Origin of the sequence: Bacillus sp. ISL-55 (assembly GCF_018613155.1) — a bacterium.
Lineage (GTDB): Bacteria > Bacillota > Bacilli > Bacillales > Cytobacillaceae > Mesobacillus.
On record NZ_JAGGQU010000016.1, the window covers coordinates 17,698 to 42,195 of the forward strand.

The 24,498-nt window shown below is 42.7% G+C and carries 25 protein-coding genes and 2 riboswitches; of the genes, 3 read left to right on the forward strand and 22 right to left on the reverse strand.

Annotation, left to right across the window (positions count from 1 at the left end; translation table 11 throughout):
* Positions 1-253: 253 nt before the first annotated feature.
* Together J7E32_RS09000 and J7E32_RS09005 are read right to left on the reverse strand one after the other, a co-directional pair.
* On the reverse strand, positions 254-2,071 hold the full coding sequence (locus J7E32_RS09000) for a DNA primase family protein (protein ID WP_214906576.1): 1,818 nt from the start codon (positions 2,069-2,071) through the stop codon (positions 254-256).
* A 368-nt stretch (positions 2,072-2,439) separates the two neighbouring features.
* Positions 2,440-2,730, reverse strand: a complete 291-nt coding sequence (locus J7E32_RS09005) for a helix-turn-helix domain-containing protein (protein WP_214906578.1) — start codon at positions 2,728-2,730, stop codon at positions 2,440-2,442.
* A gap of 165 nt (positions 2,731-2,895) precedes the next feature.
* Between J7E32_RS09005 and J7E32_RS09010 the strand changes: the two genes are divergently transcribed.
* Both J7E32_RS09010 and J7E32_RS09015 read left to right on the forward strand, forming a co-directional pair.
* Positions 2,896-3,306, forward strand: a complete 411-nt coding sequence (locus J7E32_RS09010; protein WP_214906580.1) for a helix-turn-helix domain-containing protein — start codon at positions 2,896-2,898, stop codon at positions 3,304-3,306.
* A 16-nt stretch (positions 3,307-3,322) separates the two neighbouring features.
* On the forward strand, positions 3,323-4,486 hold the full coding sequence (locus tag J7E32_RS09015) for a tyrosine-type recombinase/integrase (protein ID WP_214906582.1): 1,164 nt from the start codon (positions 3,323-3,325) through the stop codon (positions 4,484-4,486).
* A gap of 100 nt (positions 4,487-4,586) precedes the next feature.
* Here J7E32_RS09015 and sufB read toward each other — a convergent pair whose 3' ends face one another.
* The 16 genes from sufB to J7E32_RS09095 all read right to left on the reverse strand — a co-directional run bounded on the left by sufB (position 4,587) and on the right by J7E32_RS09095 (position 20,130).
* Complete coding sequence (gene sufB, locus J7E32_RS09020; protein WP_214906584.1) at positions 4,587-5,984, reverse strand: Fe-S cluster assembly protein SufB; 1,398 nt, start codon at positions 5,982-5,984, stop codon at positions 4,587-4,589.
* Between the two features lie 263 nt (positions 5,985-6,247).
* Positions 6,248-6,694, reverse strand: a complete 447-nt coding sequence (gene sufU, locus J7E32_RS09025) for a Fe-S cluster assembly sulfur transfer protein SufU (RefSeq protein WP_192470132.1) — start codon at positions 6,692-6,694, stop codon at positions 6,248-6,250.
* On the reverse strand, positions 6,684-7,913 hold the full coding sequence (locus tag J7E32_RS09030; protein ID WP_214906586.1) for a cysteine desulfurase: 1,230 nt from the start codon (positions 7,911-7,913) through the stop codon (positions 6,684-6,686). Before J7E32_RS09030 ends, sufU begins: the two co-directional genes overlap by 11 nt.
* Positions 7,913-9,220: a Fe-S cluster assembly protein SufD gene (gene sufD / locus J7E32_RS09035; RefSeq protein WP_214906588.1), complete on the reverse strand. Its 1,308-nt coding sequence runs from the start codon at positions 9,218-9,220 to the stop codon at positions 7,913-7,915. The genes J7E32_RS09030 and sufD overlap by 1 nt, the downstream gene beginning before the upstream one ends.
* Positions 9,221-9,238: 18 nt before the next feature.
* Positions 9,239-10,024 carry a Fe-S cluster assembly ATPase SufC gene (gene sufC / locus J7E32_RS09040; protein WP_214906590.1) on the reverse strand — a complete coding sequence of 262 codons (786 nt, stop codon included), beginning with the start codon at positions 10,022-10,024 and terminating at the stop codon, positions 9,239-9,241.
* Between the two features lie 1,507 nt (positions 10,025-11,531).
* Positions 11,532-11,684: a YuzK family famiily protein gene (locus J7E32_RS09045; protein WP_214776232.1), complete on the reverse strand. Its 153-nt coding sequence runs from the start codon at positions 11,682-11,684 to the stop codon at positions 11,532-11,534.
* A 265-nt stretch (positions 11,685-11,949) separates the two neighbouring features.
* Positions 11,950-12,321: a carboxymuconolactone decarboxylase family protein gene (locus J7E32_RS09050; RefSeq protein WP_041966110.1), complete on the reverse strand. Its 372-nt coding sequence runs from the start codon at positions 12,319-12,321 to the stop codon at positions 11,950-11,952.
* A gap of 103 nt (positions 12,322-12,424) precedes the next feature.
* The gene (locus J7E32_RS09055) at positions 12,425-13,264 is read right to left on the reverse strand and encodes a MetQ/NlpA family ABC transporter substrate-binding protein (RefSeq protein WP_214906592.1); all 840 of its coding nucleotides are present in this window, start codon (positions 13,262-13,264) and stop codon (positions 12,425-12,427) included.
* Between the two features lie 14 nt (positions 13,265-13,278).
* Positions 13,279-13,947, reverse strand: a complete 669-nt coding sequence (locus tag J7E32_RS09060; protein ID WP_214906594.1) for a methionine ABC transporter permease — start codon at positions 13,945-13,947, stop codon at positions 13,279-13,281.
* Positions 13,940-14,965: a methionine ABC transporter ATP-binding protein gene (locus tag J7E32_RS09065; protein WP_214906596.1), complete on the reverse strand. Its 1,026-nt coding sequence runs from the start codon at positions 14,963-14,965 to the stop codon at positions 13,940-13,942. The genes J7E32_RS09060 and J7E32_RS09065 overlap by 8 nt, the downstream gene beginning before the upstream one ends.
* Before the next feature lie 280 nt (positions 14,966-15,245).
* Positions 15,246-15,360, reverse strand: a riboswitch (SAM riboswitch).
* A gap of 111 nt (positions 15,361-15,471) precedes the next feature.
* Positions 15,472-16,788, reverse strand: a complete 1,317-nt coding sequence (locus tag J7E32_RS09070; RefSeq protein ID WP_214906598.1) for an O-acetylhomoserine aminocarboxypropyltransferase/cysteine synthase family protein — start codon at positions 16,786-16,788, stop codon at positions 15,472-15,474.
* 83 nt (positions 16,789-16,871) lie between these two features.
* Positions 16,872-16,975, reverse strand: a riboswitch (SAM riboswitch).
* An 85-nt stretch (positions 16,976-17,060) separates the two neighbouring features.
* On the reverse strand, positions 17,061-17,399 hold the full coding sequence (locus tag J7E32_RS09075; protein WP_214906600.1) for an SCP2 sterol-binding domain-containing protein: 339 nt from the start codon (positions 17,397-17,399) through the stop codon (positions 17,061-17,063).
* Between the two features lie 184 nt (positions 17,400-17,583).
* Complete coding sequence (locus tag J7E32_RS09080) at positions 17,584-18,849, reverse strand: MFS transporter (protein WP_214906602.1); 1,266 nt, start codon at positions 18,847-18,849, stop codon at positions 17,584-17,586.
* A gap of 126 nt (positions 18,850-18,975) precedes the next feature.
* On the reverse strand, positions 18,976-19,287 hold the full coding sequence (locus tag J7E32_RS09085; RefSeq protein WP_214906604.1) for a thioredoxin family protein: 312 nt from the start codon (positions 19,285-19,287) through the stop codon (positions 18,976-18,978).
* A gap of 6 nt (positions 19,288-19,293) precedes the next feature.
* Complete coding sequence (locus tag J7E32_RS09090) at positions 19,294-19,650, reverse strand: toprim domain-containing protein (protein ID WP_192470121.1); 357 nt, start codon at positions 19,648-19,650, stop codon at positions 19,294-19,296.
* Positions 19,651-19,890: 240 nt separating this feature from the next.
* The gene (locus J7E32_RS09095) at positions 19,891-20,130 is read right to left on the reverse strand and encodes a YusG family protein (RefSeq protein ID WP_102264234.1); all 240 of its coding nucleotides are present in this window, start codon (positions 20,128-20,130) and stop codon (positions 19,891-19,893) included.
* Positions 20,131-20,200: 70 nt separating this feature from the next.
* On the opposite strand from J7E32_RS09095, the gene J7E32_RS22840 reads away from it, so the two are divergent.
* The gene (locus J7E32_RS22840; protein WP_286182935.1) at positions 20,201-20,332 is read left to right on the forward strand and encodes a hypothetical protein; all 132 of its coding nucleotides are present in this window, start codon (positions 20,201-20,203) and stop codon (positions 20,330-20,332) included.
* A gap of 80 nt (positions 20,333-20,412) precedes the next feature.
* On the opposite strand, the gene gcvH is transcribed toward J7E32_RS22840, so the two are convergent.
* The 4 genes from gcvH to J7E32_RS09115 all read right to left on the reverse strand — a co-directional run bounded on the left by gcvH (position 20,413) and on the right by J7E32_RS09115 (position 24,452).
* The gene (gene gcvH, locus J7E32_RS09100) at positions 20,413-20,793 is read right to left on the reverse strand and encodes a glycine cleavage system protein GcvH (protein ID WP_214906606.1); all 381 of its coding nucleotides are present in this window, start codon (positions 20,791-20,793) and stop codon (positions 20,413-20,415) included.
* Positions 20,794-20,846: 53 nt separating this feature from the next.
* Entirely contained in the window at positions 20,847-21,203 is a 357-nt protein-coding gene (locus tag J7E32_RS09105) for an arsenate reductase family protein (protein WP_214906608.1), read from the reverse strand.
* Positions 21,204-21,434: 231 nt separating this feature from the next.
* Positions 21,435-23,219 carry an acyl-CoA dehydrogenase family protein gene (locus J7E32_RS09110; protein WP_214906611.1) on the reverse strand — a complete coding sequence of 595 codons (1,785 nt, stop codon included), beginning with the start codon at positions 23,217-23,219 and terminating at the stop codon, positions 21,435-21,437.
* 57 nt (positions 23,220-23,276) lie between these two features.
* The gene (locus J7E32_RS09115) at positions 23,277-24,452 is read right to left on the reverse strand and encodes an acetyl-CoA C-acetyltransferase (RefSeq protein WP_214906613.1); all 1,176 of its coding nucleotides are present in this window, start codon (positions 24,450-24,452) and stop codon (positions 23,277-23,279) included.
* Between the last annotated feature and the right edge of the window lie 46 nt (positions 24,453-24,498).

The window sequence follows — 24,498 nt, forward strand, 5'->3', positions numbered from 1 at the left end:
AGCCTTAGAGCCACATGGGTTCGATCCTCTCCGGTTACAAGGTTACAATTTTTTTGGCAAAAACTCTTATATTTTACTTTTACATACACCCCTTTTACTTCTCTATATATAAAATATTTTTTTAAATTATATATATATATATATATTTTTGTAACTTTGTTACCTTTTGTTCAAAAACCCAGTAACCGCAAGGGTTGAACCGGGTTACTAAAAAGGTTACAAAAGGTTACAAAAAATTAAAAATGTTACCTTTTCACTCTTTTTGCGGCTCTTGGAATACTCTTTGCACATTACCATTTATCTTTTTCGGTGCTAAAACCAATCCAAGAACATCTTCTATACTTTTTATAAACAATTTTCTATTTTGAACGTTCAGTCCGTTTTCTTCTGCCCAGACTTCATATTCACCATATGCTTCTGGTGACCGTTTACCAATAATCCATTCTTTTGTATGAAACCCTAAATATTGGAGAACAGTATTGTTTTCCTCATGGTACTTTTCATTAAACTCGGTCACCAATTTTGATTCCGTAAACCCTTCATTTTTATACAATCTCATGTAGGCTTCCACAATCAGTTTCATCCAATATTTCAAGGCTTCCGGTGTGGTCAATTTGCTAATAAAATGCTTGTCTTTCTTCTTTGGTTTTGAATACATGGGCAACCAGTCCACTCTGCGTTTGTAGGCTTCGCCTTTTTCAAAGGATTTCAAAATGTGGTTACTCGTAAAAATAAGCGAGATCGTCAGTTCGACATCTTTGGAATGCTCGAATAAATTTCTTGTGGCTATATAATCACAAGTACTAAGGTTTTTCAGTATCTTCGTTTGGTCATGGTTTATGGCTTCATCTTGGACATCATCTCCAAGGTTCACTAATTTCCCTTGCATGGTCGTGAAATACCGCTCGTCTGTCATGTCTTTGATACTTAAAGCCGAGCAGTGGTTATACCCTAAAATTTTTCGGATCATAAGAAGCAGAGTGCCTTTTCCGTTTCCACCATCCCCAACAAAAATAAAGAATTTCGCAAGCATCCGTTTAAATTCTTTGTCTACGATCAAGGGGTGAGCCAAGGTTTCAAGCAGCCGGTTTCGGTAATCAATGTCATTATTCGTCAAGTGATTTATGTATTCATCTACGATTGGCACCGGTTCTGCATTTTCATCATAAGGCAGCTCGATCGAGTAGGGGGTAAATTCTTTATAATCGATTTTATCAAATTCACCTTCATGCAAGATGCCATTTTGCAACTTAATGTAAAAAGTTTTGTCATTTTTTATAACGGTGGCTTTGTACTTCATTTGCTTTATGACTTCATCCGCATACCTTGTTTTTTGCAACCCTACTTCATTCATGACAAGGCGCCGCAGATCATCTTCGCCGAAGTGGTACCGATTATCCTCGAACCAGTGCAATTTCTCCCCATATAACACCACTTTATATTTGCTCATGAGATAGGCAGCCACATCTGGCTCACTGTTTTTCTTGGTGTCCGGTTTAACACTACCTCTTGTTACAGTTTGAAATTCTTCTTCCGGTAATGGTTCGGCGAAGACATGATTATTGATAAATCGCAATATGGACTGCACTGCTTTCATCTCAAAGATTTTCAGTCTATGGGCAAAGAGCGCTTGGTTCCTCCCTTCCCCTTCTTCCAAGCCGAGCAATGAATTTAATTTTTTATTCGTGTAGAAAATCTCCGGCAGATCCTCTCGAATACCCCCATTCTCTATTTCTCGCAGCTCGCCATTCTGTTTAATGGTTACAGCTTCGGTGTTCTTTTTATGTTTATATTCCACTTCGAACCCTAGAGGGCATATTGCTTTGGCTCCCCGGAACACCTGCGGTTTTTTGAAATAAAAGTGTGCGCCCCTGCTAGTCCAAACAATCTGTGTTTGAATGTTAAAAAGATGAATCAGCTTCTCTATCTTTTCCTTCGGCAGGCAATCGATATCTACGACCACTTCGTGTTCTTCCAGAATCCATCCACATGACACAAAAGTTTCATGGCTGTCTGCGACTTCCGCATTTTTTCTTGGGTACTTTTCATTATCATTAAATTCTTTAAACATCAAAAAGCTCCTCTTCTATGTTGTTTGAGTTTCCTTCCGAAAGGAAATGAACAAAAAGTCAAGGAGTTTGTACGCTTATGCTTAATTCTGATAAAATACGGGCATAACTGAAGAATACAAATCCTAAATTTTTTGTTAACATTCCGTGGAAAGAGTAGACGAAAAAAGGATTTTATATGATAGCATTGGCGGTCACGCTAACGGGGTTCCGTGTGCTATCGGGTAACCTCCCAGTTGGTAGCTGCGAGGTTTTTCCTTTTTCATCAACCTCTTATTACATTTCAATATCTCCAACTTTTCGACTTGATATAAACAAGAGGGAAACTGATTTTCAGCATAATCGTTTAACATTTCATTCATCCTCAATATTAATGGAACTCTACGCTGCCACCTTTTTTCCTAACATCTATTGACCATTTTTTGATATATTCCTCTACTTCCTTACGATTGAACATCCATTTCTTGCCCACTCGGAAAGCAGGAAAATTCGGATTGAATATAAATAATTTCTCAACCGTTGGTCTGCTTAGCGAAAGCATTTTACAAAGTTCCTTTGTGTCTATGAGCAACGTTTGTTCCTCGATGTCATCCACACGTTTTCGGACTTCCTCCATATACAATTTTTTTAATTCATTTTCGTCTAAAGTAATATTAAGCATGATTTGTTCCTCCTTGGTGTTTTTTTAAAGCATTTTACAGTTTTTAACCCATAAACTGTAGCTTATAGAACCATTATATCTCTTTAGACAATATTTTATGCAAATCATAGTTTAAATTCCATAAGTTATTGTTTATAATGAAACTGAAGGGGAGAGTGATAATTAATGAAATTTGGAGAATATCTCAAAACGAAAAGAGAAGAAAAAAACTTATCAATGAATAAGCTTGGGGAATTATCCGGTGTTTCAGCTATGTATATCTCACATCTTGAAAGCGGCAAACGAGAAAAACCGTCACCAGATATTATAGAAAGATTGGCAAAAGGTTTAGATGAACAATATGAAAAGTTAATGGTTGCAGCAGGATATATTGATGCATTTGACTATCAGATGATAAAAAACGAACAATACGAACAAGAAGAGAAAGAACTGTCACTGGATGAACAAAAGCAAGGATCATTCTATCTTGATTTTTTACTTGATTCCAATCATCCAATTTTTTTTCAAGATAGGCTTCTTACAAGAGAAGAAAAAGCAAAAATAAAAGGTCTTATCGAAGTCTTTATAAGGGATTAAAAGGAGAAGGTGCATCATGGCAAACATAAGAAAATTTTCAAGCGGAAGGTATCAAGTACGTGTTCACAAGGATGGGAAACTAGTAAGCATAGGGACTTTCAGAACTATGAGGGAAGCTGAAATTGCTGCAGGAAAAGCAGAAGAAAGAAAAGATTTGGGTCAAAATATAACAAATAAAAAATCACGCTTCGACTTCGTTGTGGAAGAGTGGTTGAAATGGAAAAAGCGCACAACAAAAGAGTCAACTTATAGGCAAACCGAAGTAATCATAAAAAATCATGTGATGCCTGCATTTGGTCACAAAAAAATTGCAAAAATCACAAGGATCGAAATAAAAGATTGGCTTGCGGCTTTCGGTGAATGCGACAAGAATGGAAAGCCAAAATATTCAATAGGTTCAAGGCGTAAATACCTTTCAGTGATTAAAAGTATTTTGTTTTATGCTGTTCAAGAACTTCGGGTACTTGGAGATAATCCGGCAGATAGATTGAAGATAGAAGTGCAGGATAATGTTGCATTGAAAAAGGAAGATGAAAAGGTGAAATATTTCTGCCTAGATGAAATGAATCAGCTTTTGGATTATCTAAAAACGTTCAAGCATCAAAGGTTCCCCGAATACCGAATGTATTATATGTTGATCCTCTTCCTATACAAAACCGGGTTAAGGATATCAGAAGCTCTTGCTTTAAGATGGGATGATATCGAAGGAAATATGGTCGATATAAATAGGCAAACAAGTCGGGATGATAATAACAAAGTAATTCTTACAACATTAAAAAATGATTCATCATATCGAATGATCCAAATTGAAGATGAAGTCCTTCGAGAACTGAAGAAATTCAAGGCAAAGCAGAATGAGTTGATTCTTGGAAACCCAAGATTTAAGAAAAATAAAGATGGAATCATTTTTCAAAATTACAACGGACATTATCTCACACCATCAATCATTCGTGAAACGATCCAGAACTATCATCAAGCTTCCGGAGTTGAATATAAAGGATTGCACGCTTTTAGGCACACCCATGCCACCCTATTGCTTGAATCGGGCGTAAGTGAAATCTATGTAGCAAAAAGATTAGGTCATAAAGATACAAAGGAATTAAGTAGAACTTACGGACATATTACCAACAAAATTCAAGCCGATGAACTCGCAAAATTCTCTGCATACACCTCTAGATAAATCCTAACTCAGCAAAAACTTGGCTAAAACTTGGCTAAAAGGCGAACTTGGCTCAAGCCGAACATAAGAAAAACCCCGGTATATCGGGGTTTTTTCTTCATTATCCTATACTACCTTCCATCTCGAACTTGATCAGGCGGTTCATTTCGACTGCGTATTCCATTGGCAATTCTTTTGTGAATGGCTCGATGAAGCCCATTACGATCATTTCTGTTGCTTCTTCTTCGGAGACTCCGCGGCTCATCAGGTAGAACAATTGCTCTTCTGATACTTTGGAAACCTTCGCTTCATGTTCAAGAGAAATGTTGTCGTTCAGGATTTCATTGTATGGAATCGTGTCTGAAGTAGACTTGTTATCCATGATCAACGTATCGCACTCAATGTTAGAGCGGGCGCCGTCAGCTTTGCGTCCGAAGTGGACGATACCGCGGTATGTTACTTTTCCGCCTTGCTTTGAGATTGATTTTGATACGATTGTTGATGATGTGTTCGGTGCAAGGTGAATCATTTTCGCACCTGCATCCTGGTGCTGGCCTTTACCAGCGATTGCGATGGATAATGTCATACCGCGAGCGCCTTCACCCTTAAGGATGACTGCCGGGTATTTCATTGTCAGCTTGGAACCGATGTTGCCATCGATCCATTCCATTGTCGCGTTCGCTTCACAGACCGCACGCTTTGTAACAAGGTTGAAAACGTTATTTGCCCAGTTCTGGATCGTTGTATAACGGCAATACGCGTCTTTTTTGATGATGATTTCAACGACCGCACTATGAAGTGAGTTCGTTGTGTAAACAGGAGCTGTACATCCTTCAACATAGTGTACGTGCGCTCCTTCATCAACGATGATTAATGTACGCTCGAATTGACCCATGTTTTCAGAGTTGATGCGGAAGTACGCCTGAAGTGGAGTATCCACTTTGATTCCCTTTGGAACATAGATGAAAGATCCACCAGACCAGACAGCAGAGTTCAATGCTGAAAACTTGTTATCTGTTGGAGGGATGACTTTTCCGAAATGTTCACGGAAAATGTCTTCGTTTTCTTTCAGAGCAGAATCTGTGTCTTTGAAGACGATCCCCAGATCTTCAAGCTCTTCCTTCATGTTGTGGTATACAACCTCTGATTCATACTGCGCAGAAACACCTGCAAGGTATTTTTGCTCAGCTTCAGGAATGCCAAGTTTATCAAAAGTCGCCTTGATTTCTTCAGGAACTTCATCCCAAGACTTTTCAGAGCGCTCAGATGGTTTTACATAGTAAGTGATTTCATCAAAGTTTAATGAAGCCATGTCTCCGCCCCATTGAGGCATTGGCATATTGTAGAAGTGCTCCAATGATTTTAAACGGAAGTCCAGCATCCACTGGGGCTCTTCCTTCATTTTTGAAATTTCTTCAACGATTTCACGCGTCAGACCGCGCTTAGACCGGAAGATGGAAACGTCTTTATCGGAAAATCCGTATTTATAATCACCGATCTCTGGCATTTTTTTAGCCATCGTCGAATTCCTCCATTCTTAAAGCAGGGAAATCGGGGTTTCCCGCTTTGTAGTTGTACTGCTGCAGGCCAATCCCCTGCAACTGCAAAAGCGCCTTGGTCAGCCCCGACAAGCGCTGGAGGACCGACCAGTGAAGTCGTTTGTTGACTTCATTGGGCGGACCGAAGCGACTCGAGTGGCTAGGCGCTGAAGCTAGACACTAATCCAAGTTAATAAGTCAACCTATCTTATTCCAGCCAAAGAAATCACCAAGCGATGATTTCTTATTGGCTGTCTTCCTCTTCCTTCAGGCCTTTTTCCATTGCCTTCCACGCAAGAGTAGCACATTTGATCCTTGCCGGGAATTTCGCCACACCTTGCAGTGCTTCAATATCCCCGAGGTCAAGATCATCCTCTTCATAGTCTTTTCCCTGCATGATGTCAGAAAAAACCGTTGAAAGTTTTAAAGCTTCCTCGATAGGCCTTCCTTTGACCGCCTGCGTCATCATCGAAGCAGACGACATGGAAATCGAGCAGCCTTCCCCTTCGAATTTCGCGTCCGCTACCTTGCCGTCTTCGACTTTCATCGTTAGCTGGATGCGGTCGCCGCATGTCGGGTTGTTCATATTGACTGTCAGGCTGCCTTCTTCCAAAACACCTTTATTGCGAGGGTTCTTATAGTGATCCATAATAACTTGACGATAAAGGTTATCTAAATTATTAAAAGACATCGCTGAAATACTCCTTTGTTTTGACAAGTCCGGCTACGAGCTTGTCAATATCTTCTTCTGTGTTGTACAGGTAGAAGCTTGCACGTGCTGTCGCGGACGCCTTCAGCCACTTCATCAGCGGCTGTGCACAATGGTGTCCCGCGCGTACGGCGATTCCTTCAGCATCTAATACCGTTGCCACATCATGCGGATGCACGTCATCAATATTGAATGTTACGAGCCCAGCACGCTTGCCGGCTTCTTTCGGGCCATAAATGGTCATGCCTTCGATTTCAGACATTTTATCCATCGCATAGGCCGCAAGAGCGTGTTCATGCTTCTCGATATTATCGAGTCCAATCTCGTTCAGGAAGTCGATTGCAGCACCCAGACCGATCGCACCAGCGATGATCGGTGTTCCGCCTTCGAATTTCCACGGCAGCTCTTTCCAAGTTGATTCTTGAAGTCCTACGAAATCAATCATTTCGCCGCCGAACTCAACCGGCTCCATTTTTTCAAGAAGTGCCTTCTTGCCATATAATACGCCGATACCAGTCGGCCCGCACATCTTATGTCCGGAAAAAGCGAGAAAATCGCAGTTTAGGTCCTGAACATCAATCTTCATATGCGGAGCACTTTGAGCACCATCTACGACCATGATCGCACCATTCTGGTGGGCAATCTCGGCAATCTCCTTGATAGGGTTCATGACACCGAGTACGTTGGAAACCTGCATGATGGAGACGATTTTCGTATTCTCTGTAACCGTTTCTCTTACAGTATCAAGTGAGATCGTGCCATCTTCCTGCAGGTCGATATATTTCAAGGTTGCACCCGTTTGTTTTGCCACCTGCTGCCAAGGGATGATATTGCTGTGATGCTCCATGTAGGAGATGACAATTTCATCGCCCTCTTTGAGGTTATCGCGGCCATAGCTTGCCGCTACCGTGTTGATCGCAGTCGTGGTACCGCGGGTGAAAATGATTTCTTCGATTGATTTTGCGTTAATGAACTTTCGGACTTTTTCCCTTGATCCTTCGTAACCATCGGTCGCTCTTGTTCCAAGAGTATGGACACCACGGTGTACGTTGGAGTTGTATTCGCGATAATATTTGTCCAGTGCTTCAATAACCTGCACCGGCTTTTGTGATGTCGCCGCGCTGTCCAGGTAGACAAGCGGGCTGCCATTGACTTCCTGATTTAAAATCGGAAATAGTTCACGAATTTCGCGGGCGTTCATTATTTAACTTTCCTTTCGATTACCTCAACCAACTGCTTTTTAACTCCCTCGATAGGAAGCTCATTTACAACCGGTGCAAGGAATCCGTGGATGACAAGGCGCTCTGCCTCGTGCTGCGGAATTCCGCGGCTCATCAAGTAGTAAAGCTGAAGCGGGTCAACGCGTCCAACAGAAGCCGCGTGGCCTGCTGTTACATCATCTTCATCGATTAGAAGGATTGGGTTAGCGTCTCCGCGTGCTTTTTCACTAAGCATAAGAACGCGTGATTCCTGCTCTGCATTAGACTTGGATGCGCCATGCTCGATTTTTCCGATTCCGTTAAAAATAGAAGTCGCGCTGTCCTTCACAACACCGTGCTTCAGGATATAGCCTTCTGAATTTTTACCGAAATGGATGATGCTTGTCGTGAAGTTCTGAGTCTGTTCTCCGCGACCAACAACAACTGTCTTCGTGTCGCCGTATGAACCGTCACCAACAAGGTTCGTAGTGTTTTCTGAAATTGTGTTGCCATCGTTCATCATGCCAAGAGCCCACTCGATACGAGCATCTCTTCCAGCATGACCGCGACGGTTAACATAAGTTGTAAGACCTTCAGCCAAAGTATCTACTGCACCATACTGAATTTTCGCATTTTGGCCAGCGATTGCTTCAGTTACGATATTCACCAGTCCGTTCACTTTGCCGGTTGTTGAGATGTAGTTCTCAACGTATGTCACAGAGCTATTGTCTTCAGCAACAACCAGTACGTGGTTGAACAGGTTAGCTTCTGCATCATCATGCAGGAAGATGGCCTGGATTGGATTCTCGATTTGAACATTTTTCGGAACATAAAGGAATGCTCCTCCGTTCATGAATGCTGTGTGTAGAGCAGTCAAACGGTGCTCATCTGTCTTAACGGCAGTCATGAAATATTTTTTCAGCAAATCACTGTATTCGCGAGCCGCTGTGAAAATATCTGTGAAAATGACGCCTTGCTCTTGCATTTCCTTTGAAAGCTGCAGGTAAGCAGGCTTGTTGTTGCGCTGAACATACAGGCTGCTATCTTTAGCTTCCTCGCCAACAAGTGCTTTTACTTCTTCAGGAAGCTCATCGATGGATGAAAAGACATCGCTTTTAACAAGCAACTTCTCGAATTGTGTGAAATTCCATTTATCGATCTTCGTCTTATCCGGTCTTGGCATTGAAAGATCTTCTGCTTTTGCAAGAGATTGCGTGCGAAGCTCTGTCAGCCATTCCGGTTCATTCATTTCTTTTGAGAAGGAAGTAATGTACTCCTGGTCAAAAGCCCATTTCGTTTCCGTAGTCATTATAAATCCCCCCAACGCTTAAGCTTCTTGCCCAACTGTTTCGTCTTCGATGCCCAGTTCTTTCTTAATCCAGTCGTATCCTTCTGCTTCTAAGCGCTGTGCAAGTTCTGGTCCGCCAGACTTCACAATGCGGCCCTGCATCATAACGTGAACATGGTCAGGAGTGATGTAGTCAAGAAGGCGCTGGTAGTGAGTGATGATCAAGCAGCCGAAATCTTCGCCGCGCATTTGATTGATTCCTTTAGAAACAACCTTCAATGCGTCGATATCAAGGCCTGAATCGATTTCGTCAAGGATTGCGATTTTTGGTTCAAGCATCATCAATTGAAGGATCTCGTTACGTTTTTTCTCACCGCCGGAGAAACCTTCGTTTAAATAACGCTGTGCCATATCAAGGTCCATTTCAAGGAATTCCATTTGCTTATCCATCTTGCGGATGAACTTCATAAGAGAAATTTCGTTTCCTTCGCCAAGACGGCTGTTCAATGCAGAACGCAAGAAGTCAGCATTCGTTACACCGCTGATTTCGCTTGGATATTGCATAGCAAGGAACAAACCAGCGCGTGCTCTTTCATCAACTTCCATTTCAAGAACATCGTCGCCATCAAGCGTAATTGTTCCATTTGTTACTTCATACTTAGGGTGTCCCATGATAGAAGAAGACAAAGTGGACTTACCAGTACCATTCGGTCCCATGATCGCGTGGATTTCCCCACCCTTAACTTCAAGGTTCACACCTTTTAATATCTGCTTGCCTTCAATCTCAACTTGAAGGTCCTTAATTGATAATACAGATCCTGCCATAATATTACCTCCGTCAATATAGAAAAGATTTTAAGCCGACTCTAGCCGTCAAAAGCTCTATTCTCATTTTATTCTCATTACAATCTTATAACAAATGAAAAGTGTTAGCAACACCTTAAAAGTGGAAAGAAAAACAAAGAACCCTGTTGATAATTGTCGTAGATTTTTGGCTCATGCCGAGAGTGAGTGAAACGACCGGGCAAATGTATTTGCCCGCAGCGTTTCATTCACTCTCGGCAGCTTTTCAGCGGAGGCTGAAAAGCCAGTGAAGCGTCAGCTTCACGAAGTGAGCCAAAAATCAGCAGGAATCCATATATATATTAATTCTGCACATTGATCTCCTTGTCTACTTTCCACTTTCCCCCACCCCGCCATTCAGCTAGCTGAATGGCGACATACGACGACGACATAACACAATTCCATTTTAACAGAACAAGCAATTTAAAGTCGGATATTCCGCTCATAGCTTGGACATCATTTTATTTTTTACCTTCTATTATAAAAAAATGTACCTCAAGGCCGAAGTCACTCCCGGTTCGGACACCATTTCCTTTTCTGGCACCCAACCTGTCTGAAGTTACCTCATCTTTTGACAGCTTTTCCTCTTCTGGCACCAAACCTGTCTGAAGTCACCTCAACTTATGACAGCTTTGCCTCTTTTGGCACCAAACCTGTCTGAAGTTACCTCATCTTCGGACAGCTGTTCCTCTTTTGGCACCAAACCTGTTTGAAGTTACCTCATCTTCGGACAGCTTTTCCCCTTTTGGCACCAAACCTGTCTGAAGTTGCCTCATCTTCTGACAGCTTTTCCCCTTCTGGGACCAAACCTGTCTGAAGTTGCCTCATCTTTTGACAGCTTTCCTTCTTCTGGCACCAAAACTGTCTGAAGTTGCCCCATCTTCGGACAGCTTTTCGCTCTAACATCTCGAACCTGTCACAATAACCGCGTTTTCTTGACAGCTTTTCGTCTCAACACCTCAAACCTGTCACAATAACGGCTTTTTCTTGACAGCTTTTCGTCCCAACACCTCGAACCTGTCACAATAACCGCGTTTTCTTGACAGCTTTTCGTCCTGAAACCTCAAACCTGTCACAATAACCGCGTTTTCTTGACAGCTTTTCGTCTTAACACCTCGAACCGGTCACAATAACGGCGTTTTCTTGACAGCTTTTCGTCCCAACACCCCGAACCTGTCACAATAACGGCGTTTTCTTGACAGCTTTTCGTCTCAACACCTCAAACCTGTCACAATAACGGCGTTTTCTTGACAGCTTTTCGTCTCAACACCTCAAACCTGTCACAATAACGGCGTTTTCTTGACAGCTTTTCTCCTTATCACACCAAACTTGTCCGTAGTAACTCCTGATCCCCCACAAAATCAAGTCGACAATCGTCTTAGATCCCCAAGAAATCAAGTCGCCAATCGTCTTAAATCAGCAAATAAAGAAACCAGTGTATCTATCACACTGGTTCCTAAAACATTTCTTCTATTATATATACTCTCGCTTACGAGTGGACTTTTCTGTCCAGGTCTGCGACCATCCGTTGGCTTTTGATATAGTCTCTTTCGCGTTTTCTTTCGACTTCCATTCTTGCGTCATGGTTCATGCTGTATACCTCGTAACTAATTCCATGAGCTCCATGCATCGCTTTTTCCATTTCACTTGTGTAGTTCAGTTTTAGCTGACTAATAGTGAATCATCCCTTCGGTTTTTCGCTTTAATAAGCGATTTTTTTGATAGTGCAATCTTAACACCTTTTATTTACCACTATCAAAGCGGTTAAAACCGTTAATTTTTGGATGTGATGGAGTAAGGAGGGCTAACGCGACTTCACCTCTGCCATTCTTAGAATACTGGCAAAATCCTCCCAAATGAAGCCTTTCCTGTTATTTAACAGCCCATTTTGCTGTATAAAACAGCTTTTACTGTTTCAAAGTATTCAATTCTGCCATTGCTTCCTGGACTAGTGTCACTGCCTGGCTCATTGCCGCACCGCCACCAAAAGCAGCTGTCACTCCAACCGCTTCCAGAATTTGCTCTTCCGATGCTCCCTGGTCAAGGCAGCCTTTTAAATGATATATAATGCAATATTCATCCTGTGAATACAATGAAATCCCCAAAGCAATCAGCTGCTTTTCTTTTTGCGTCAAAGTCCCTTCCTGAAAACATACTTCAGTAAACGCATTATAATGTCTGGCAAGCTCTGGCATTCTTTGCGTAAATACACCCAGGCCCTGCTTATATTCATGCAATGCTGCTTCTGTTGAATTCCGAGGTTCATAATGATGCTCCATTGCTTCCACTCCATTCTGCTTTTTTCTCGGTTAGTATGTTAATTTTCACAGTCAGTTATGCGGCAAAAAGAAAAAGCAGGCTGCACGCCTGCTTTCATCTCATTTATTCTTTTACAGGTACAACTGCACCTTCATATTTTTCAAGGATAAAGTCCTGGATCTCCTTGGAGTGAAGCACTTCAACTAGCGCCTTGATTGCCGGTTTTTCAGCATCTCCTTCACGAACGGCAATTACGTTCACATATGGAGAATCACTTTCCTCAATCGCGATAGAATCCTCTAATGGATTAAGTCCAGCATCAATTGCATAGTTAGAGTTGATTAAAACTGCATCGCCTTCGCCATTGTTGAAGATTTGTGGAAGTAACGCTGCTTCATATTCTGTATCAAACTTCAATTCTTTAGGGTTTTCTGCGATATCTTCAATTGTAGCCTTTACTTTTTCTACGCCTTCTTTAAGAGTAATCAAGCCCTCTTTTTCAAGCATTGTCAAGATACGGCCATGGTCTGCTACCGAGCTGCTCATGATAATGTGCGCACCTTTTGGCAGGTCATCAAGAGTAGTATGGTCTTGTGAATAGACACCAATTGGCTCGATGTGGATTCCTCCAGCATTCTCAAACTTATAGCCATGTTCAGCCATTTGTGACTCAAGGTAAGGAATATGCTGGAAGTAGTTAGCATCAAGCTCTCCTGATTCAAGTGCCTGGTTTGGAACAACATAATCGTTGAAAGTCTTGACTTCCATTTCATAGCCTTTTTCTTCAAGTAGTGCTTTTGCTTCTTCCAAAATTTCTGCGTGCGGTACGTTTGAAGCACCTACGACGATTTTTTTGCTTTCTTCCTTGCCGCCTTCTCCAGTTGTGTTATCCTCAGAAGTTCCGCAAGCTGCAAGACCTGCTGTTAATACTAATGCTAATAGAGCTAATAACCATTTTTTCAATTCAAATCTCTCCTTTATCTCTTATCTAATTTTCTAGTGAAGAAATCACCAACAAACTGGATTACAAACACGATAATCAAAATAATGATGGTCGCCATCAAGGTGACATCATTCCGGCTTCTCTGGAAGCCTTCCATGTATGCCAGGTTTCCGAGACCGCCTGCCCCGATGACACCGGCCATCGCCGTGTAACTGACTAACGCGATCGCTGTCACCGTGATACCAGAAACCAAGGCTGGCATCGATTCCGGCAGCAGCACCTTCCAGATGATCGTCGTCGTCTTCGCTCCCATAGACTTGGCTGCTTCAATGACTCCTTTATCAATCTCACGTAAGCCAATCTCAACCATCCTTGCGTAAAATGGAGCCGATCCAATAATCAGTGCAGGCAATGCCGCATTTTCCCCGATCATCGATCCCACGATGATCTTTGTAAAAGGAATCAGAAGGACGATTAAGATTATGAATGGGATGGATCTAAAAATATTAACGACTGCACTCAATACTAAATTGACCGGCCTGTTTTCCCATATATTTCCCTTGGAAGTTAAAAAGAGCAGCAGTCCAAGAATCGCTCCAAGAATGAAGGTAGCCACAACAGAGATGGCACTCATGTATAGTGTCTCAACTGTCGCTTCCCACATTCGGTCCCAGTTCACATTCGGAAACAAATTTTCAGCCATGCGAAATCACCTCCACGCCGACCTCATGCTGGCCAATATACTCGATTGCCCGGGTCACTTCGCCCTCTTCACCATCAAGATGGATGAACAAGGTTCCATATGAACCATCTTGTGTCTGCGAAATTTTACCCTGAACAATATTGACCGTTATTGAAAACTCACGAATCAAATTGGTGATCAGCGGCTGTTCGGTTCCTTCACCTACGAATGTCAGCTGGACAACGCGACCATGTGGATATCGCTCAAGCAAGTGATCAACTGTTTCCTTTGTTTCCTCAGGTTCTGTCACCTGCTGGACGAATCTTTTCGTAATAGGCTTCTGCGGGTTCTTGAACACTTCCAGTACTGGTCCTGTTTCAACAATCTTTCCGCCTTCCATGACAGCGACTCGGTGACAGATTTTCCTGATAACATGCATTTCGTGCGTGATCAGGACAATCGTAAGACCAAGCCTCTTATTGATATCAACAAGCAGATCAAGAATCTGATCAGTTGTCTGCGGATCAAGTGCTGAAGTTGCTTCATCCCCAAGAAGTACTTTAGGGTTATTAGCCAGTGCCCTCGCGATTCCGACCCTTTGCTTTTGCCCCCCGCTCAACTGGGAAGGATAAGCATCTCCTCTGCCCTCAAGGCCAACAAGTTCGATTAACTCTTTTACCCGTACATCTCTTTGAGCTTTAGCTACACCGGCAATTTCAAGCGGGAAAGCGATATTTTCTGCTACTGTTCTTGACCAGAGCAGGTTGAAGTGCTGGAAAATCATGCTGATTTCCTGGCGAGCCTTCCGCAGTTCCGCTCCCTTAATCCTTGAAACTTCCCTTCCTGCTACCACGACTGAACCTGAAGTTGGGATCTCCAGACCGTTCAGCATCCGGATCAAAGTACTTTTGCCGGCGCCACTGTAGCCGATGACCCCATAGATTTCGCCTTCCTTGACTTCAAGGTTGACATCATCTACCGCTATAACATCTCCCTTGTTGGAAGGGTAAATCTTTCTGGCATTTTTTATCGTAATCAATTGACTCCCCCTCTTTACATCTACACTTATTAAAACCGTTAAATTTCCCTGAAAATTAAGAAGGTTATCAATCTAGTTTCCCATTCCCTAACCGAAAAAATTCAAACTCCAGTAAAAATGGGTAATAGACTCTATCTTAAACGGGGATGATTATGCTCTAGTTATAAATTCTTTTCGAACAAGCTTTTGGACTATAACTTTTTAAGCATTTTTTCGAAAAGGGCAAAATAAAAGCCTTCCTGCAAGTGAGCAGAAAGGCATAGTCATAGTAGATTCCTTTCTCTCATCTGCCAAAGCGATCCGCTTTGTGTGAATTGGCACCATTTCAGCAAGCATTGCTTACTGACGGTTGCCGGGTTTCATAGGGCACTTCCCTCCACCTCTCTTGATAAGAGCACGCTATTAAATTATCTAACCGGTTTTAAGTTACGAGTGTGATTGTAGCACGGAGTAAAAAAGAGTGTCAATAAAATTATTTTCAAATACTTTATGGGAGTTTATGGATATTAAGCTCTAGCCGGTATTCCTGGCACTCCAGTCGCCTTTTCAATTGCCTGCTCCAGATCCTCGATGATATCCTCGACATTTTCAATACCGACAGAAAGGCGGATTAAATCTTCAGGAACTCCCGCTGCTTTAAGACCGTCTGAATCCAGCTGCTGGTGTGTTGTACTTGCAGGATGGATGATCAGGCTCTTCGCGTCACCGACATTCGCAACATGGGACCATAGTTCTAATGAGTTAATCAGCTTTGCACCGGCTTCCCTGCCACCTTCAATCCCAAAAATAACAACTGCCCCTGCTCCCTTTGGAAGATATCGATCTGCGAGTTCTTTATCAGGATGAGATTCATGGCCAGGATAGCTGACCCATGTAACAGCAGGATGCGATTCAAGGTATTCTACGACTTTACGTGTATTAGCAACATGTTCCTTCATCCTAACATGTAAAGTCTCTATCCCAAGATTGAATTGGAATGCACTCTGAGGACTGATCGCCGGTCCAAGGTCTCGCAGCAGCTGGACTCTTGCCTTTACGATAAATGCGGCAGCTCCGATTGCCTCACTATAGACAAGATCATGGTAGCTGGAGTCCGGCTCATTGAAGCCCGGGAATTTAGGCGACTTCCAATCGAACTTTCCTCCATCCACAATGATTCCGCCCATGACTGTACCATTTCCTAAGAGCCACTTGGTCGCTGAGTGAACAACGATGTCCGCGCCATGTTCAATTGGCCGGCAAAGATATGGGGTAGCAAATGTATTATCGATGATTAGCGGAAGACCTGCTTCATGGGCAACTTCAGCTACAGCTTCAATGTCCAATACTCTGAGACTTGGATTACCGATTGTTTCTGCGTAGACTGCTTTTGTTTTCGGAGTGATCGCCTTTCTAAAATTTGCAGGATCAGCTGGATCCACTAGATGAACTTTTATTCCATACTTTGGAAGGGTTACAGCAAATAGATTGTAAGTACCTCCATATAGATTGGATGCAGCAACAATTTCATCACCCGCATGCGCAATATTCAGGATCGCCATCGTGATGGCAGACATCCCGCTCGATAACGCAAGAGCGCCTATACCTCCCTCAAGAAGAGCCACTTTTTCTTCCAGGGCAGTAACTGTCGGATTATGTATCCGTGAGTAAATGTAGCCCGCTTCCTTAAGCGCAAATAAATCTGCTGCATGTTCTGTGTTTTCAAATTGAAACGCATTGCTTGAATAAATAGGAACTGCCCTCGCTCCGGTCACTGGGTCAGGTGACTGACCACCATGTACCCCTAGCGTTTCGATTCGGTAATTCTTTTTCTCATTAGCCATCTCCATCTCTCCAATCAGTATATTTTTCCGGAAAAAATGAAACAAAAAACCCTCTTCCTAAGAAGAGGGTCATTTATCATCTCTCCTTATCTTTCAGAGCAAAAAACTCTGCTGGAATTAGCACCGTGTTTTCACAACCGGTTGCCGGGCTTCATAGGGCCAGTCCCTCCGCCTCTCTGGATAAGAGTATTCAATTCGTTTTTACTGCGTTAAAGTGATAATATCACGTCGCAATATATCGGTCAATATATTTCGATTATTCAGATAAAATTTTATACAGGAAGTGGTCTCGCAAGATAAAATAATGATTCCAGAACCAATTGGGAGCGAAAAGAACAATCAGTTGTGAAATAATTCATTTTTACTAACTGACGCAGTTTCAGATCTCCATTAAATAATTGATCCAAAAGCGCATCCTTTCCAGAAATCGTTGCAGTGTATCTGGCATGCATGCAGGTTTCCTGGCAAGCCACCTTGCCATCCTTGAAAGACAAGTAGAATGTACCACTCTCCGCTTCAATTTTTAAGCATAATTCCAGTTTATTTACTAGTTGAAGAATATGCTTCTTATTCTGGATTTCATTCGCAAACCTGGCGATGCGTTCCCGCATTCCGATCATCTCCCTTAAAATACATATTCCTTGTAATCCAGGGAAAAACCTGTAAAAACCCTTCGACAAATAATTTGATTAAACTAGAATTTACATTGTGAATAACGTAAAAAAAGACAATGCCGCATGATATTTCGGCATTGTCTTTCATTTCCCGAGAAATATATCCAAAGAAATACAGTAATCAAGCTGGTTTTGTCTTCACCATGACGGATTTTGGCTTATCCATACTTTTGAAAACAACGAAGAAATACGTGGATCCTACTAAGTAAAGACCAGCAGTGATGGTGAATACAGTTGCATATCCCCAATATGAACCATATTTTAAGACGATTCCAGTTGAAATGGGACCCATAACGGCCCATCCAAGATTAAACACCATTTGATTCACAGAGTTGGCTAAACCTTTCATGGAATCATCAACCTTCGACATCATTAATGACATCTGGATTGGATTGCCGGCATTCATTAGTGCCTGCCGGAATAAAAATCCAAGAGCAGCGAGCCAAAAATTCTGTGTGTATGCTGTCAGCAGAAGAAACGGCAAGGACAGCATCTGCAATATAACAACCGCTTTCACTTCACCAAGTCTGCGAACCACCATTGGGCCGATGATCATCGCAACAGCTGTAGCTCCTTGTCCTAGTGAAATAACCAAGCCAATCAATGAATTGGAAGCCATGAACCGATCGGCAAAATAAAGGTTCAAATATGGAATGACCAATCCGGCTCCAAAGCCTATCATCAATTGCGCAACCGCAAACAGCAGAATGATTTTGACACTGGCTTTGTGGGGAATTCCTTTTGTTTTTTCATTTGTATCGCTAGCCGATATGCGCGGTTGCCGGGTTTCATTCAGCTTCATAATCGGTATCAGAGCTGCCATGAACAGAAGCGATCCAATGATCAATGTATATCTGATACTTTCAATGCCAGGGACCATCATTCCGAATAGGTCTGTGAGAATCCCGCCCAAAAGACTTCCTATTACATTCGCACCTGTCATCACCGCAAAATGAATACTGAATAAATGCACACGCTGTTCAGGCTTGGAATTCTCAGCTAGCCAAGGAATAATCGACACCTGGATAAATGCTGAAGCGAGACCTGTTCCGAACGCAAAAAGAATTAATAGTGACTGACTCTCAACAATGCTCCGGGTGAATAAGATCAACGCTGTTCCAACCGCTCCATACAGCATCAGTTTTTTCCTGCCTGCTTTATCACTTAAAATACCTGCCGGAATAAGAATGAGAGCAGTTGCCAGCGAGGTCATGGCAATGACCTTTCCGTTTACAAGCTCATTATAGCCTAATTCCCTGATGTAAAAGTTATAGATAACCATGAAAATCCCAAGGCCAACCTGCGTCAAAATATTCGCAACGAAGGTAAGTCGTATGTTTTGATTATAGGTTTTAATTTGTGCCGCCCATTCGTGGTATAGAGTCATTTTACTGCGCCTCTCAATTATTTCGATAACCTAAATATAATCTTTTTGGAACGATATGTAAATCTTTTTTCCTGTCCGATTTATATTGAATCCAAGTAAAAAAAACAAACGGCTTAGCCGTTTGTTTTAAACTTTTAAAGCTTTAAGTTTTTCGAAAAGATAAGGAACGGACTGAAAAGCATAGATTTTCTCCTGCTCCTCTCCTTCCTTTAATAAAATCAGACATGGCACACTTTCAATTTCAAAACGCTCCGCCATTTCAGGCAGGTAATTTAAGTCGGCTTTCCCTGAAGACACATCAGGTAGCAGCTGCTCTATAACCGTCAGCATCTTACTTGCGACCTGGCATGTTCCGCACATCGGCGTGTAAAAGTATAGGTAACCTGTTCGTTTTTCCTCCAGGAAGGTTTCGATCTCTCCCTTAGTCCATTCTTCCATCTACAGTCATCCTTTTTCTAAGTACTCTGCATGAACGTCGATATTTGCTCCGATTAAAACTGTAGCGAGGTGATTTTCCGGTGCTGTCGCCACTTCCCTGTACATTCTGTCAATGTACAAATGGTTCGCCTCAGGAAATTCCCTCTTAAATTGCTTTCTCAATTTTTCCCCTGAAGCATCCGCATCCACGAGGATATATACATCCTTATCAAAAAGGGAATCAATCAATTCATCAAGCTTTGAAACACCAATAGTCCCATTCGTACAAATTATTTCGACCGGTTCATTTAGCACGGCTTGCACTTTCTTTTTGTCTGACGAACCCTCTACTATGATCACCTTGTGATTTTCGTCCATCGTCATAACCACCTATGCACCAGAAAATAATTACTTTACAACATTATAAACATTCTTAAATAAATTGTGCTGTTAACTTGTATAAATCTATTGTTACTGTTTCTTTGGGAGATTGCAAAGATTTAGTCCAATATTAACTTCAAAGGGTAGTAAAAGGAATTCTATGTGCCGCACCCTGATTTTATTCCTTTCTTTAACAGATGACAGCTAAATAAAACAGCGGCCATGCTGGCCGCTGTTCCTTTTTTAACACCAGCCGCCTTCATCACAATCAGTATACCGAGGTTCTGATTGATCCGGCACTGATACATGCTGGTAAATCTTATTCTGTTCAGCCTCAAAGTGATGCTCCAATTTCATCTGCATTCCTTCTGGAAGCTCTATAGATCCAATGTGTTCGTTTTCCAAGTAAAGCTGCACCTGTCCGTTTTCAAGCTTTCCTGTCACTCTGTCCGTTATATCGAGTTTTTGTTTGTTCAGTGTCATGATTTTCACCCTTCTTTGATAGTTGATTACTTTTAGCTTGTCCGAATTCAGGGAATGAATTGATGGTAAAATGAAGGAGTTTATCAGAAAAGCGGATGCGCCTTGTTCAGCCCCGACAAGCGTTGGAGGCCGACCACTGAAGTCGCTCTTTGACTTCATTGGGCGGACCGAAACGTCTCGAGGGGCTAGGCGCTGGAGCTAGACAATTTTCGGGGTGAAATTTTGAGAATAAATTATTTCTCAATAGAAAACGCCTTGAAAGCATCAAGGCGTCAGTTAGATTTATTCTTTGATCATGTCTTCGTATTGCTCAGCAGTCATAAGCTTTTCAACTTCGCTGTTGTCAGATAGCTCGACAGTGATCATCCATGCTTTTTCGTATGGAGATTCGTTAACAAATTCAGGGCTGTCATTTAACTCTTCGTTGATTTCCACTACTTTGCCGCTTACTGGTGCATAAAGCTCTGATACCGTTTTTACGGATTCTACACTTCCGAATGGCTGGTCAACAGTGATTTCGTCGCCTACTTCTGGCAGTTCGACGAATACGATGTCGCCAAGTTCGGATTGAGCGAAGTCCGTGATACCGATGGTAACTTTTTCTCCTTCAACTTTTACCCATTCGTGTTCTTCAGAATAACGCAACTCTTTCGGTGCATTCATTGACTATCCCTCCAATTGTATATCTCTATCGATTAATATCGATGGGACCAAAATTACAGCCAGGCTTTTTCAAATTCATCCTCTTTGAAGCCTATAGTTACTTTTTCCCCGTCTGTCATCAGCGGGCGTTTGATGAGCATGCCCTCAGATGCAAGCAGTTCCAGCAGCTCACTTTTGGATGCTGTCTTAATTTTGTCTTTCATCCCCAGTTCCCGGTACTTCTGGCCACTCGTATTGAAAAATTTCTTAATATCGAGGCCACTTTTGTCCAGCATTTCTTCAAGCTGGTTTTGGGAAGGTGGATTTTCGACAATATGTACTTCATTATAGTTTACTTCATGCTGGTCCAACCATTTTTTGGCGTTCCTGCATGTACCGCATTTAGGGTACCAATAAAATGTCTTTGCCATATTTTTCACCACCCTTTGCTAGTATCCCATTAATGAAACCCTCTAATCGGATAGTAACATAATAGGGCGGAAAAATACTAACATTCCGTGTTTAATTTCCCCCGATATTTTCGGCATCCATTACTTTATTCAACATAATTCGCAAAATTCCTGCATGTATTAACATGGCAGATCATAAAAAGTGAAAACACTTCTCCCGAAAACAGGAGAAGTGTTCAAAGTTCTTATGAATTAAACGATGAAACGCTCTGCTTCGATCAGCTTTTCAGATGCTTCACGCTTTTTCGCGATCACGTTGATTGGAGTGTGTCTTGTGAACTTGCGCAATGCGGAAGTCAGCATGCGAAGCGCATCTCCCTCTTCTGTTGCAACAAGAGTTTCTTTCGCGTCACACTCGATTTCATTGAATGCTTCCTGGCAGAAGATTTGTGTGTAAAGAAGCTTTTGCTTGCTCTTCTCCACTCCGTCTTTTGCGATTGCTTTCTCGGTACGGAGAACAGCAGATTCCATTGAATAAGCATTTGAGATGATATCCGCGATATTAACGAGGATTTCCTGCTCTTTTTCCAATGCTTTGCCGAACTTCTGAGCAGCCAGGCCAGCTGCAAGCAAGCCGATTTTCTTCGCGTTTTTCACAAGGTATTTTTCCTGTGCCAGCGGCTCATCGCCTGGCTCTTCAGGCATAAGCATCATCAGTTCTTCCTGAAGTTGCTGTGCTTTTTGCAATAACGGAAGCTCGCCCTTCATTGCCTTACGTAGGAATGTTCCCGGTACCAGCAGGCGGTTGATTTCGTTCGTTCCTTCGAAAATACGGTTGATTCTTGAATCACGGTAAGCTCTTTCGATTTCATACTCCTGCATGAAGCCGTATCCACCGTGGATTTGAACACCTTCATCAACAACATAGTCGAGAGTTTCTGTAGCGAATACTTTGTTCATTGAGCACTCGATCGCGTACTCGGCAATCGAGTCAGCTACTGCTTTCCCGTTATTGATTTCATCTTCAGACAACTGGTTCATTCTTTCTTCGAACAAGCCTACTGTACGGTATACAGAGCTCTCAGTTGCATAGATTTTTGAAGCCATAGTCACAAGCTTCTCTTTTGTCAGGTTAAATTGGGAAATAGGTGTCTTGAACTGCTGACGCTGATTAGCATACTTAACAGTCAGACCGAATGCCTGCTTCGCTCCGCCAGTTGCGCCTACTCCCAACTTATAACGTCCGATGTTCAGGATATTGAAGGCGATTAGGTGGCCTTTTCCTGCTTCACCAAGAAGGTTTTCCACAGGTACCTGAGCATCTTCAAGAATCAATGTACGTGTAGAAGAACTCTTGATCCCCATTTTCTTTTCTTCTGCTCCTACTGATACGCCTGGGTATTCTCTTTCAACGATGAAGGCTGTGAATTGTTCGCCATCGATCTTTGCATAAACAACGAATACATCGGCAAAGCCTGCGTTAGTGATCCATTGCTTTTCACCGTTAAGCACATAGTGAGTGCCTTCAGCGTTCAGCTTAGCTGTTGTCTTCGCACCAAGTGCGTCTGAACCTGAACCAGGCTCAGTAAGTGCGTAGGCTGCAAGCTTTTCGCCAGTTGCCAATGGAGGAAGGTATTTTTGCTTTTGCTCTTCATTACCGAAAAGGACGATTGGCAATGAACCGATTCCTACGTGTGCACCGTGGGAGATTGAGAATCCACCTGCAACGGCCATTTTCTCAGCAATCAAAGCTGAGCTGATTTTATCCAGGCTCAATCCGCCGTATTCTTCTGGAACGTCTGCTCCAAGAAGGCCAAGCTCTCCAGCTTCCTTCAATAGTTTCACAGTACGGTCAAACTCGTGCTGCTCGATATATTCAACCTGAGGCAATACTTCGTTCGTGACGAAATCCTCAGTTGTTTTTGCGATCATTTTGTGCTCATCTGTATAATCTTCTGGAGTGAAAACATGGTCATATGTTACATCCTCGATTAAGAAGCTTCCGCCTTTTACAAGCTTTTCTGTTTGGTTACCCATTTATTGTTCCTCCTATCTATTTTGGGGAGAGGCTGTGGCCCCTCCATATATATTGTTTTATAGTAGTTCAAAGACTCCAGCTGCGCCCATGCCGCCGCCGATACACATTGTGACGACACCGAACTGCTCATTTCTGCGTTTCATTTCATGGATCACTGTCAAAGTCAGCTTCGCGCCAGTTGTTCCCAGCGGGTGGCCCAATGCGATCGCTCCGCCGTTCACGTTGACCTTATCTTCATCAAGGCCCAGCTCACGGATAACCTGTATCGATTGTGAAGCGAATGCTTCGTTCAGTTCGAATACACCAATATCGGACACCTGCAGTCCAGCAAGCTTCAATGCTTTAGGAATCGCTACAACCGGGCCGATTCCCATGATTTCAGGCGGTACTCCGCCAAGTGCGAATGACCTGAATTTAGCGAGTGGCTTCAATCCAAGAGATTCAGCCTTTTCGCGGTCCATGACCATTACAGCTGCTGCTCCGTCACTAGTCTGTGAGGAGTTCCCTGCAGTTACTGTGCCTTTAATATTGAAGGCTGGGCGCAGTTTCGCAAGTGTTTCCAAGTTCGTGTCGGGACGTACACCCTCATCCTGTTTGAATTGGATTGTTTTTTCAACAAGCTTATTGTCTTTTCCTACTGTACGGAGGGTTACATCGACAGGAACGATTTCATCCTCGAATTTGCCTTCCTGAATTGCTTTTGCCGCGCGCTGATGGCTTCTTACTGCAAAAGCATCCTGCTCTTCGCGGGAAATGCCGTACTTCTTGGCTACTTCCTCAGCTGTATGGCCCATTCCCATATAATACTGCGGAGCTGTTTCAGCCAATTTCGAATTCGGGCGGACGACATGGCCCATCATCGGCACCAGGCTCATTGATTCCGCACCTCCGGCGATGATTGTGTCCGCATGCCCAAGCATGATTCTTTCAGATGCATTCGCAATCGCCTGCAGTCCTGAAGAACAATAACGGTTGATTGTGATCGCCGGCACTTCATGTGACAGACCTGCCAGTGCACCAATATTTCGCGCCATATTCAAGCCCTGCTCTGCTTCTGGCATTGCACAGCCGATGATTAAATCATCAATATTCCCTTCATAATTGCCTGCTCGCTTTAGAGTTTCTCTTACTACAAGAGCTCCAAGATCATCAGGGCGGACATTGGCAAGAGTTCCTTTTTTTGCTTTTCCGACCGGTGTCCTGGCTCCGGCTACGATTACCGCTTCTCTCATCTCATTCCCTCTCTTTCCTCTGATGTTAATTGTATATTCACTTTAA